Annotated in this window: 10 protein-coding genes; 5 read left to right on the top strand and 5 right to left on the bottom strand. The window is 50.2% G+C overall.

Features of this window, described 5'->3' with window-relative positions; genetic code table 11:
- Positions 1-52: 52 nt before the first annotated feature.
- Entirely contained in the window at positions 53-1,921 is a 1,869-nt protein-coding gene (bglF, locus tag FHW71_RS18400) for a PTS beta-glucoside transporter subunit IIABC (protein WP_179452782.1), read from the top strand.
- A gap of 15 nt (positions 1,922-1,936) precedes the next feature.
- Positions 1,937-3,331 carry a 6-phospho-beta-glucosidase gene (gene ascB, locus FHW71_RS18405; RefSeq protein ID WP_179452781.1) on the top strand — a complete coding sequence of 465 codons (1,395 nt, stop codon included), beginning with the start codon at positions 1,937-1,939 and terminating at the stop codon, positions 3,329-3,331.
- A gap of 82 nt (positions 3,332-3,413) precedes the next feature.
- Here ascB and licT read toward each other — a convergent pair whose 3' ends face one another.
- Complete coding sequence (gene licT, locus FHW71_RS18410) at positions 3,414-4,277, bottom strand: BglG family transcription antiterminator LicT (RefSeq protein ID WP_154183739.1); 864 nt, start codon at positions 4,275-4,277, stop codon at positions 3,414-3,416.
- A 303-nt stretch (positions 4,278-4,580) separates the two neighbouring features.
- Here licT and fliD point away from each other — a divergent pair, with 303 nt between their 5' ends.
- Positions 4,581-5,993 (top strand): flagellar filament capping protein FliD, encoded by a 1,413-nt coding sequence (gene fliD / locus FHW71_RS18415; RefSeq protein ID WP_179452780.1) that lies wholly within the window; start codon positions 4,581-4,583, stop codon positions 5,991-5,993.
- Positions 5,994-6,101: 108 nt separating this feature from the next.
- Here fliD and yajD read toward each other — a convergent pair whose 3' ends face one another.
- The gene (gene yajD / locus FHW71_RS18420) at positions 6,102-6,449 is read right to left on the bottom strand and encodes an HNH nuclease YajD (protein WP_008106321.1); all 348 of its coding nucleotides are present in this window, start codon (positions 6,447-6,449) and stop codon (positions 6,102-6,104) included.
- 242 nt (positions 6,450-6,691) lie between these two features.
- On the opposite strand from yajD, the gene FHW71_RS18425 reads away from it, so the two are divergent.
- On the top strand, positions 6,692-8,125 hold the full coding sequence (locus FHW71_RS18425; protein WP_286176344.1) for a glucosyltransferase domain-containing protein: 1,434 nt from the start codon (positions 6,692-6,694) through the stop codon (positions 8,123-8,125).
- Between the two features lie 74 nt (positions 8,126-8,199).
- Here FHW71_RS18425 and FHW71_RS18430 read toward each other — a convergent pair whose 3' ends face one another.
- Together FHW71_RS18430 and FHW71_RS18435 are read right to left on the bottom strand one after the other, a co-directional pair.
- Entirely contained in the window at positions 8,200-9,231 is a 1,032-nt protein-coding gene (locus FHW71_RS18430; protein WP_008106326.1) for a methionine synthase, read from the bottom strand.
- 29 nt (positions 9,232-9,260) lie between these two features.
- Positions 9,261-10,244 carry a DUF1852 domain-containing protein gene (locus FHW71_RS18435; protein ID WP_008106329.1) on the bottom strand — a complete coding sequence of 328 codons (984 nt, stop codon included), beginning with the start codon at positions 10,242-10,244 and terminating at the stop codon, positions 9,261-9,263.
- Positions 10,245-10,550: 306 nt separating this feature from the next.
- Between FHW71_RS18435 and FHW71_RS18440 the strand changes: the two genes are divergently transcribed.
- Positions 10,551-11,090, top strand: coding sequence for a DUF2058 domain-containing protein (locus FHW71_RS18440; protein ID WP_154156752.1), 540 nt, complete (start codon positions 10,551-10,553; stop codon positions 11,088-11,090).
- Between the two features lie 20 nt (positions 11,091-11,110).
- Here FHW71_RS18440 and FHW71_RS18445 read toward each other — a convergent pair whose 3' ends face one another.
- The gene (locus FHW71_RS18445) at positions 11,111-11,794 is read right to left on the bottom strand and encodes an RluA family pseudouridine synthase (RefSeq protein ID WP_179452779.1); all 684 of its coding nucleotides are present in this window, start codon (positions 11,792-11,794) and stop codon (positions 11,111-11,113) included.
- Positions 11,795-11,898 lie beyond the last annotated feature (104 nt).

An 11,898-nucleotide genomic window follows, 5' to 3' on the forward strand; every position in this document is an offset into this window, starting at 1 on the left:
AACTGGCGAGCATTAGGCCATGAGTTTAGGGCATTGTTCAGGAGAAAGAGTGATGCAATATCAGGAACTGGCGGATGACATCGTTAGCGGTGTTGGCGGCAAAGAGAACATTATCAGCGTGATGCACTGCGCAACGCGTTTGCGCTTCAAGCTGAAAAACAGTCAAAAAGCGCAGACCGCCGCGTTAAAGGACAATCCCGGCGTGATCATGGTGGTGGAGAGCGGCGGCCAGTATCAGGTGGTGATTGGCAATCAGGTGGCGGAAGTGTATCGCGAACTCACCGCGCGCCACGCGCTGGATAATCAGAGCGAGGCCGCAGATAACGCTGCACCGCAAGGCCTGTTTGCCCGCTTTATCGATCTGGTTTCCGGCATTTTCACCCCGTTTATCGGCGTGATGATCGCCACCGGCATCATCAAAGGGTTGCTGGCGTTGGCGTTGGTGCTCGGCGTGATGAGCGCTGACAGAGGCAGCTACAAAGTGCTGTTTGTTGCCAGCGACGGTTTGTTCTACTTCCTGCCGATTTTGCTCGGCTACAGCGCGGGTAAAAAATTCGGCGGCAATCCGTTTGTCAGCATGGCGATTGCCGCTGCGCTGGTGCATCCGATGATTCTCGAGGTGCTGCAACAGCAGCAGCAGGGCAATGCGCTGACCTTCATCGGCATCCCGCTCGAAGTGCTGAATTACAGCTCATCAGTGATCCCGATTATCTTCGCGGCCTGGGTTTCCAGTTTGATTGAGCGCTGGATACATCCACGTTCACCCAGCGCGGTGCGTAATTTCACTACGCCGTTGTGCTGCTTGTTGATCACTGTGCCGCTAACGTTCCTGGCGATTGGTCCGGCGGCAACCTGGCTAAGCCGCATGCTGGCCGAAGGCTATCTGTGGATTTACAGCCTGAGCCCAATGATTGCGGGTGCGGTGATGGGCGCGATTTGGCAAGTATGCGTGATTTTCGGTCTGCACTGGGGATTGGTGCCGATTATGCTGAACAACCTTGCCAACTTTGGTCATGACACGCTGCTGCCATTGCTGATGCCAGCGGTGTTGGGCCAGGCGGGCGCGACGCTGGGCATCTTCCTGCGAACCCGTGAAGCGAAACTCAAAGCGATGGCGGGATCGGCCTTCACCGCCAGCATCTTCGGCATCACCGAACCGGCGGTGTATGGCGTGACGCTGCCGCGTCGTCGTCCGTTTATCTTCGGCTGCATCGGTGGCGCCTTGGGCGCGGCGATCCTCGGCTTCTGGCACACCACCATTTACTCCTTTGGTTTCCCGAGCGTGTTCACCTTTATTCAGGTGGTGCCGAACAGCGGCATTGATGCCAGCGTGCTGGCGGCGTTTGCCGGTGCGGCGGTGGCGTTGCTGTTCGCTTGCGTGAGCACTTATCTGTTCGGTTTGACCGAGCCCGCAGCCGAAGTGGTCGCGCCGCCCGCGCCGGTTGCTCAGCCCACCAATCTGACGCGTCGCGAAAGTGTGGTCAGCCCGATGGCGGGCGATGTCATTCCGCTGGAGCAGGTTAAAGACGAAACCTTTGCCAGCGGTTTACTCGGCAAAGGCGCGGCGATTATCCCGCAGAGTGGCCGCGTGGTTTCGCCGATCGATGGCGTGGTGTCGTCGATGTTCCGTACCGGCCATGCGATTGGCCTGACATCGGCGCAGGGCGCGGAAGTGCTGATCCACGTCGGCCTCGATACCGTGAAGCTCGATGGACAATATTTTTCTCCTAAAGTCGCCAACGATCAGCCGGTCAAAGTGGGCGATCTGCTGCTGGAGTTCGATCTCGATGCGATTAAAGCCGCAGGATTTGACCTCACCACGCCGGTGCTGGTGAGTAATAGCGATGATTTTGTGGATGTGTTAACCCTGAGCCGCACGGCCGTGAGCGAAGGCGCTCCGTTGTTGGCCGTGCTGAAATAATTGAGGAGCAAGCAGATGACTAAACGTTTCCCGGATGGATTTTTATGGGGCGGCGCCGTGGCCGCCAACCAGGTTGAAGGCGCGTATCAGGAAGGTGGCAAAGGTTTATCAACGTCCGACCTGCAACCCAAAGGCATTTTCGGTGCGCGCGTGGAGCGCAGCGGTGACGATTTTGGCATCAAAGATACTGCCATCGATTTCTATAATCGCTTCCCGGAAGACATTAAACTGTTCGCCGAAATGGGCTTTACCGTGCTGCGTACCTCAATTGCCTGGACGCGCATCTTCCCGCAGGGCGATGAAGCGGAACCTAACGAAGCAGGCCTGGCCTATTACGATCGCCTGTTCGATGAGATGGCTAAATACAACATCACGCCGCTGGTGACGCTGTCGCATTATGAAATGCCGTATGGCTTGATCAAAAAGTACGGCGGCTGGGGCAATCGCATCACCATTGATTGCTTTGAACGCTATGCGCGCGCGGTGTTTACCCGCTTCCAGCACAAAGTGAAGTTATGGCTGACCTTTAACGAGATCAACATGTCGCTGCACGCGCCGTTCACCGGCGTAGGGTTGGCAGAAGAAAGCGATCAGCAGGCGATCTATCAGGCGATTCATCACCAGCTGGTGGCGAGCGGACGCGCGGTGAAAGCCTGCCATGAGATCGTTAAGGATGGCAAAATCGGTAACATGCTGCTGGGCGCGCTGCTCTATCCGCTGAGCTGTCGCCCGGCAGACGTGCTGGAAACCTTGCAGCAGAACCGCGAATGGCTGTTCTTTGGCGATGTACAGGTGCGCGGCGCGTATCCGGCCTATATGAAACGCTTCTTTGCCGATCGCGGCATCAGCATTGCCATGACCGATGAAGATAAGCGCGACCTGCAAAACACCGTCGATTACATCTCCTTCAGCTACTACATGACCGGCTGCGTCACTACCAATGAAGAGGAGAACCAGAAAGCGCGCGGTAACATTCTGTCGATGGTGCCGAACCCGCACTTGCCGAGCTCCGATTGGGGTTGGCAGATCGATCCTGAAGGGCTGCGCATTCTGCTTAACATCCTGTATGACCGCTATCAGAAGCCGCTGTTTATCGTGGAAAACGGGCTTGGCGCTAAAGATGTGGTGGAAGCGGACGGGCAAATTAACGACGATTACCGTATTCAATATCTCAACGATCATCTGGTGCAGGTGCGTGAAGCGATTGAAGATGGCGTGGAGGTGATGGGTTATACCTGCTGGGGACCAATCGATCTGGTCAGCGCCTCAAAAGCCGAGTTCTCCAAACGTTACGGCTTTATCTACGTGGATCGCGATGATGAAGGCAACGGCACACTGGCGCGTTCACGCAAGAAGAGCTTTTTCTGGTATCAGGACGTGATTCGCAGTCATGGCGAAGCATTGAAGTAAGGTCGTTGGCGGTCGCCATTAATGGCGACCCTACAAAGGATTGACGCGTTTTTTGTAGGGTGCACATTGATGCGCACCTGGTTTACGCTTCGTCCGCATCATCCTGCAGCGCCAGCGTCTCTTTGCGTACCCGCTCAATATGAATGGTGAGGAACATGCGTTCCTCGCTGGAGAGTTCATACAGATATTTCTGCTGAATATGCTGGTCGATCTTCACCGCACATTGATAGGCGAGCGGATATTTGTCACGCACCACATCATGCAGAGATTCATCCTCGCTCCACACGCCGCGTTTGCCCAACATACGTTGTGCAAAGAACTTCAGATGGTTGACGAAGCGGTTGTAACTCAAGCTCTCGGTGCGGTAATCCAGCTGCAGGCGATATTTCACGATATGCAGGATCTCCTGCATAAATTGCGTGATGTGTGAAACATCAGCGAAATCGCTGCCGAGCTGCGCATTCACCAGATGCAGCGCGATAAATCCGGCCTCATCTTCGGGTAATTCCACGCCTAATCGCTTGTTAATCAAGGCCAGCGCTTCGATACCGAGTGAAAACTCTTTCGGATAGAGCGTTTTGATCTCCCACTTCAACACGTTGCGAATCGGGATACCTTGCTGGTGGCGCTCAATCGCAAAATGGCAGTGATCGCACAGCGCGATTGAGAGACTTTCATGCAGCGGCTGACCCAGCTGCTGACGCGCATTGGCAATGATCAGTTCGCTGGTGGTGATCACCTCAAGCGGGATATCCGACAACAGCTCGCTGAGCCGGCCCGTCAACGTATCACTTTGCAGCGCAAACACTTTCTCGATCTGCTGCGCATCCAGTTCGTCACCAACGCGCTTCTGAAACGCTAAACCGCGTCCCATCACAACCTGTTCTTTGCCGTTGTCGCCCAGCACTACCGCGACATTGTTGTTGAGGATTTTCGCGATTTTCATTTTTAGCTGCCCTGAAAATAAAAAACCTGACCCACCGGGAGGACGGCGTGTCAGGTTTTGCCTGCGCTGAACGCAGTAACAATCTCGCAAGATCATAATCGGCTGAGCTTTCCCGACAAGCACAGCGACAGTTAAATGTGAAATGCATCATATTTCCAGCGCGATTAGTTACAGGCGATTGGGAACTGAAGATGCGGCCTTTTATGTATGTAAGGATAGCGTAAGGAAATGATCAGATTTTTATAAAGTTTGCGTTAAGGCTGCCGATAGTACCGTAACGTTAAATTAACAGGAGTTGCGTTCATGACTGGGATTTCAACATTAGGCGTCGGTTCAGGACTGGGTTTAAGCACCATCCTCGACAAACTGACTGCGGCAGAGAAGCAATCACTGGCACCGATTTCCAAACAACAATCGGCGGCGACCGCCAAGTTGTCTGCCTATGGCACGCTCAAAACCGCGATTCAGACTTTCCAGACGGCAAACAACAAATTAAACGATGCCGCCCTGTATACCTCGACGACCACTGCATCCAGCTCAACAGCGTTTAGCGCCGATTCCAACGGCAATGCGTTGGCGGGCAAATACACCATCAGCGTGCAGAAACTGGCGCAATCGCAAACGCTAACCAGCGACAGTAAAACCGATATTAAAGCGGCGATTGGCAGCGATGCAGCGTCCAGAACCCTGAAATTTGTCACTGCAGAAGGTAAAGAGAAGAGCATTACGCTGACCAAAGATCAGACCTCGCTTTCTGCCATTCGTGACACCATCAACAAGTCCGACGTTGGTGTTACCGCCAGCCTGATTAAGGTTTCGGCCACTGAATACCGTTTGTCACTGACTTCATCTGCATCCGGCACCGGCAATGCGGTGAAATCGCTGAGCGTGACCGGCGATGATACCTTGCACGACTTTATCGGCTTTGATGCGACAAATGCTGGCAGCAGCGGCATGACGCAAAGCGTCGAAGCGCAGAATGCCAAGCTGACCGTGAATAATGTGGCGATTGAGAGCAGCAGCAACGTGATCACCGACGCGGTGGAAGGCATCACGCTGAAGCTTAACGATGAAACCAGCGGCAACCAAACGCTGACGGTGAGCAGCGATACCAACAAGGCGAAAACCGCTATTACCGATTGGGTGAATGCCTATAACTCGCTGCAGGATACGATGGCGAGTTTGACCAAATATACGGCGGTGGATGCGGGTAAAGATCCGGATGGCAAAAATGGTGCGCTGCTTGGCGATGGCACATTGCGTAACATTCAGGTGCAGATGAAAAGCATTCTGGCCAACACTTCCGGTTCCAGCGTCTATAAAACGTTATCGCAGGCGGGTATTACAACCGACCCAACCGACGGTAAACTGAAGCTTGATGCGACCAAACTGACCAGCAGTTTGCAGGTTAAACCGGAAGCCATTCGCGACATGTTTGTTGGCGATGGCAAGAAAACCGGCGTTTCGACCGTACTGAACACCACCTTCAATGCGTTCCTTAGTAGCAAAGGTGTGCTGCAGGGCGCGACGGATACCATCAGTAAAAAACTGAATACGCTGACCGATCAGTACAATACCGCCAGCAAACGTATCGATGACACTATCGCGCGTTATAAAAAGCAGTTCACCAATCTGGATAAGATGGTTAGCGTGCTGAATAACACCAGCAACTACCTCACCGAGCAGTTCAGTAATAGCACTAAGACTAATAAGTAAGCGTAAATCGGTCGCCATAAATGGCGACCCTACGGTAATTTGGCGGGTACGCGGAACGGGCCTTCGTAGGGTCGCCATTCAAGGCGACCTCTGTCTCAAACAATAACCTTACTTCTTCTTATTCAACATGGCCTTCAAATCGGCAAACGGGTTATAGGTGGCTTCACCGACATCTTTTTGTGCATCTTCCCCAGCCACAACCGTTGTACCGTACTGATCCGCTTCGGTGTATTTCGAGTGCTCGTGGTCGTGACAATATAGGCACAACAACTCCCAGTTACTGCCATCTTCCGGATTATTGGTGTGATCGTGATCGATGTGATGAACGGTTAATTCGCGCAGGTTTGAATAGACAAATTCGCGCGAGCAGCGGCCGCATACCCACGGATAGATTTTTAATGCTTTTTCACGATAGCCGCTTTCCAGCCGCGTGTAGTTTTTAGGGATTAGAGCCATGCCAATGTTGCCTGTTAGAAGGAGATAAAGTGACATGTTATCCGCACAGCCCAAACCTGCCAATGATGTTTATCATCCCTGAGCATCCCTTCTAAAAAAACCGCCTACACTAGGTTGTATCTACGCGGAAATAAATTCCGCCCGTCCCAGATCGATGGAAATTCGCTAATAAAATGATGCCCGTAAATGATCCTCCGTCGGTAAGTCGGATACAGCGTATCGCTTTGACCATGATGATGGGAATGCTGGCAACGCTACCTGTGTGGACCAACAAAATTTATTATCGGGATGACCTTTACCGGATACTGGATGGGGATCGGTCGACATGGCTGAGCAACGGAAGACCGGGCACCTGGTTATTAGAGGCTTTGGTCTCTTTTGGTAATACGGTCAGTGATGTTTCTCCGCTTAATTTACTGCTTGGATTACTGTTGCTGAGTGTTGCAGCTGTTTTCTTCACTGAAAAAATTAAAATTCCCCTGATTGGCTACTGGTCATTTGTGCCGCCGCTTTTTGTGGTGCTTAATCCCTTTCTGGCGCAGGGAATGCTGTATACCTTTGACAGCCTAACCATTCTTTTGTCATTCGCGGGCGCCATGCTGGCAAGCATGGTGAACCGATCAAAGCCGTTTCAGGGGATCATTTACACGACGCTAATATTACTGCTGATTCAAACGTTCTATCAGCCAGGACTTAATGTCTATATTGCTTGCGTAGCGTTACTGGCTATTGCACGGTTGAATAATGAACATTTCACATGGACGTGGCTATTCGGGAAAATAGTGGCGCTGGGCATTGCCATCCTGGCCTATAAACTGGCGATGAATTATCTGCTGCCGGTAAAGATTGACTGGTACAGCATGAAACACAGCAAGCTGTTACTGCCCAATTCAGATTCTTTGCTGGTCATCATTGAAACGATTAAAACGTTTAGTCGTCTTTTTCTCAGCGCCTATCCGCGCGGCCTGATGATATTTTTATTGTTGCCTTTGCTGATGCTTTTTTCAGGCCTTATTTTGATGGCACGCAACTTAAAACAGCAGCGGAAATTGACGGTAAGCGCGGCCATATTGATGTTGAGTGCAGGATTAATCGCAATTATGGCGATTCCTGGTCTTTCTTTGGCATTAGCTACCCCGTTATTTGCGCCACGCATGTTGGGCGCCTGCAGCATTACCTTCCTGTTCTGTTTCTACGTATCCGTGCACGCTTTACCTGCAATAAGAAATTGGCTGGCGGGATTCAGTGTCGTTTTGCTTTTTTATCATCTGGTGGTGATGTTAATCAGTTTCAATACGGTGGTGAATGATCAACGTTACCAAATGGAGGTGATGAATCAGATTAAAATCACTTTATCCGCTCCGGATGCACAATCGATTGATTCCCTCGCCTTTGTTGGGCAATTAAATGATGCTCCGGAAGTACAAACCAATATTCGTAACTTCCCCATCATCGATCATATACGAATGAAAATGCTGGGTGAGTCTGAACCGTGGATTTGGCTGGCTTTGATTAAAAACGCTGGCTTGAGGTTGAAAGCGGTGAAAGCAACCGAAGAGATGAGAGTCATTAAACCGCGTGAATATCTTTCGCAGGGAGCGGATTTTGACGCCTTTCAGGATGGTCAAACTATGGTGATTGATTTCAGAAAGTCGGGTGGGCAGGTTAACAAATAATGATTCAGCTGCTCGGTCCGGGAATGATTGTCATATCCCGGACCGAGTTTTGTATATGGTGCTATTTGGCCGCGTTATTTATTCAGCAGCTCTTTACGCACAATCTCCGCACCGGCGCTTAATGCATCCAGCTTGCCTCTTGCCACGCCGCGCGGCAAAGGAATCATGCCGCAGTTGGTGCAAGGATAGAGTTTGTCGGCGTCGACAAACTGCAGCGCTTTGCGCAGCGTCGCGGCAACTTCTTCAGGCGTTTCAATGGTATTGCTTGCCACGTCAATGGCACCAACCATCACTTTTTTGCCGCGAATCAGTTCCATCAATTCCATCGGCACATGTGAGTTTTGACACTCCAGTGAGATGATATCGATATTCGACTTTTGCAGTTTAGGGAAGATCTCTTCATATTGACGCCACTCGGTGCCCAGCGTCTTTTTCCAGTCGGTATTCGCTTTGATGCCATAACCGTAGCAAATATGCACAGCGGTCTCGCATTTCAACCCTTCAATGGCTCGTTCTAAGGTCGCGATACCCCAATCATTCACTTCGTCGAAGAAGACATTAAATGCCGGCTCATCAAACTGAATAATATCGACACCTACCGCTTCTAACTCTTTGGCTTCTTCATTGAGAATTTTAGCGAATTCCCATGCCAGTTTTTCACGGCTTTTATAGTGGTTGTCATAAAGCGTGTCGATCATGGTCATTGGACCCGGCAGCGCCCATTTAATTGGACGGTCAGTCTGCTGGCGCAAAAACTTAGCATCTTCAACGAACACCGACTTTTGACGGCTTACCGGACCAACAACGGTTGGAACACTGGCATCATAACGATCGCGGATTTTAACGATCTCGCGCTTCTCAAAATCCACGCCGTTGAGATGTTCAATAAAGGTGGTAACAAAGTGCTGACGCGTTTGTTCGCCATCACTGACGATATCAATACCTGCCTGCTGTTGATCTTCCAGGCACAAACGCAGCGCATCTTGTTTACCGTCGGTTAATTCCTGATCTTGCAATTTCCACGGCGACCACAATGTTTCGGGCTGAGCCAGCCACGATGGTTTTGGCAAACTACCAGCAGTGGAAGTCGGTAATAATTTTTTCATAGCAGGTGACCTTATATTTTTATGGGTGATCAAAGAACGGGAGTAGCAAACCATTGCTCAAGAATAGTTTGGTAAGGCTTAATAAAGCGCTCTTCCGTGAACTTCCCTTGTTCAACTGCCAAATGGCTACGTTCTTCTCGATCATAAACAATTCGCGTTAAAGAATAATCCTGATGATTTAAGCTTGGCTGATACTGATTACCGGCGGCCGAGTTAGCATTGTAAATCTCAGGACGGTAAATCTTTTGGAACGTCTCCATGGTGCTGATGGTACCGATCAGCTCAAGATTGGTGTAATCACTGAGTAAATCGCCATGGAAATAGAAAGCCAAAGGCGCAGCACTGTTTGCCGGCATGAAATAACGCGCCCGCAGGCCCATTTTTCCGAAATATTCATCAGTCAGTGAGAGCTCATCCTGCTGATATTCGATGCCCAGTACCGGATGTACATTACCGGTACGATAATAGGTGTTTTTACTTGATACGCTCAGGCAGATAACCGGTGCTTTATTGAAGTTAGCTTTGTATGCGTCTGAGTTAACGAAGTTTTTGAAGATATTGCCATGCAGGTCGCCAAAGTTATCTGGCGTACGGAATTCAGTGTGACTCTTATTATGCTCTGACAATACAACGCTGAAATCATAATCACGCACGTAAGAAGAGAAGTTATTGCCTACAATCCCTTCGATGCGCTCATTGGTTTTTTTATCAACGATATTGGTTTTCAATATTTCAATGACTGGGAAAGTATTGCCATTGCCTTCAGCACCGAGATTCAGTTCAGCGGTAATAATCTCCAGCTCAACCGCATAACGATCGCTTTTCGGGTTGTCCCAATGCGCCAGAGAATTGAAGCGGTTATCAATCATCACCAACGCGTTGCGCAGATTTTCCTGACGCTTCTCACCGCGGGCCAGATTCGCAAAGTTGGTGGTGATGCGTGTATTGCCAGAAGGATTGTAATTTTCGTCGAAACGAAGGCTCTTAACCGTAAAAGTAAAGGCGTTATTCATTTTAGTCTGCTGTCCTGGTTATAAATATAAGGCCTTGCTGTGGCTGGATTTTTAGGCTTTCCCCATGTTCTTAGCGGGTACTCTCAATCAGCAGGCTTCATATTATTTTAAGTTATTAACGATGGTACTTTTATGCCTGAGTCACTGGTTGAAAAAAAGTGATTTAATTTCATCGAACATGAAGGAATTTCATGATGAGAGTGATGATGAAGATCGTGCGTTCAGCGGTTAGCCCGTGCGGTCTGGCACAGACTTCATCATTGCAGGTATACTCTTTCCAAATTTTTTAACCGGTCAGACACGAAAATGGCAAAACTCACCTTACAAGAGCAAATGCTGAAAGCAGGCTTAGTCAGCAGCAAAAAAATGGACAAGGTCCAGAGAACCGCTAAAAAATCACGCGTTCAGGCTCGTGAAGCCAGAGAAGCAGTGGAAGAAAATAAAAAAGCGCAGCTTGAGCGTGATAAGCAGTTGAGCGAACAGCAAAAACAGGCGACTTTAGCCAAAGAGTATAAAGCGCAGGTTAAGCAGCTAATCGAAATGAACAAAATCGATATTTCGAAAGGCAATATTGGTTTTAATTTCACCGACAATAATCTGATCAAAAAAATCGACGTGGATAAGCTGACTCAGACACAGCTGATTAATGGCCGCCTTGCCATCGCGCGACTGAGCGTTGATAGCAATGGTGAGAGTCAATACGCGATCATTCCCGCCAGCGTTGCGGATAAAATTGCACAGCGAGATGCGAGCAGTATCGTATTGAACAGCGCATTGAGTCAGGAAGAACAGGATGAAGACGATCCGTACGCTGATTTCAAAGTGCCAGATGATTTGATGTGGTAATCAAAACGCCGCTTGCGCTGTCAGAATGGGCAGGCATTGCGGATGTTTACCGACTCACCGCTTACCGGATGAATAAAATTCAACTCACTGGCGTGTAACATCAATCGCGGCGTTTGTTCGCTTCCCGGCAGCAAGCGCCCGCCATACAGATCGCAACCCAAAATCGGATGGCCCAACTGCTGGCAGTGAATGCGCAGTTGATGGGTGCGTCCCGTTTCTGGCGTGAGTTCGACCCGCGTTAATGGCAGCATCCCTTCATGCGTGCGCTCAATGACACGATAAGGTGAGCGAGCAGGTTTGCCACTGACTGCGCAAATCGTCATTAGCGGAAACAGCGCCGGATCTTTAGCAATTGGCGCATCGATCACACCTTCATCATCAGCCAGATGCCCACACAACAGCGCGCGATAAATCTTGGTCACGCTGCGCTGGCTGAACTGCTGGCACAATGCGGCATTAATCGCCTTGTTGCGGGCAATCACCATTAATCCCGATGTCCCAAAATCCAGCCGATGCACCAGCGTGCAACCGGGGAACAGCTTTACTAACCGATGATGCACTGAATCGAGATTGAGCGGATTTTTTCCCGACAGGCTGAGCAAGCCAGCAGGTTTATTGATCAGCAGCAGATGATCATCCTGATAAAGAATCTCAATCTCGTCATTGCAAGGCGGGGCAATAAAGTGATCGATAATGGTAGACATCTGAGCGCCCGGCTGAGGAAGGGAGGCGGATAATAGCGAATTTTCAACTGGCTGGCGAATCTGGTGGATAAGCACTCGCATAGCCAAAAATTATCGTCCAGACT

The sequence above is a fragment of the Enterobacter sp. Sphag1F genome (assembly GCF_014193275.1).
In the GTDB taxonomy this organism is placed as follows: domain Bacteria; phylum Pseudomonadota; class Gammaproteobacteria; order Enterobacterales; family Enterobacteriaceae; genus Pantoea; species Pantoea symbiotica.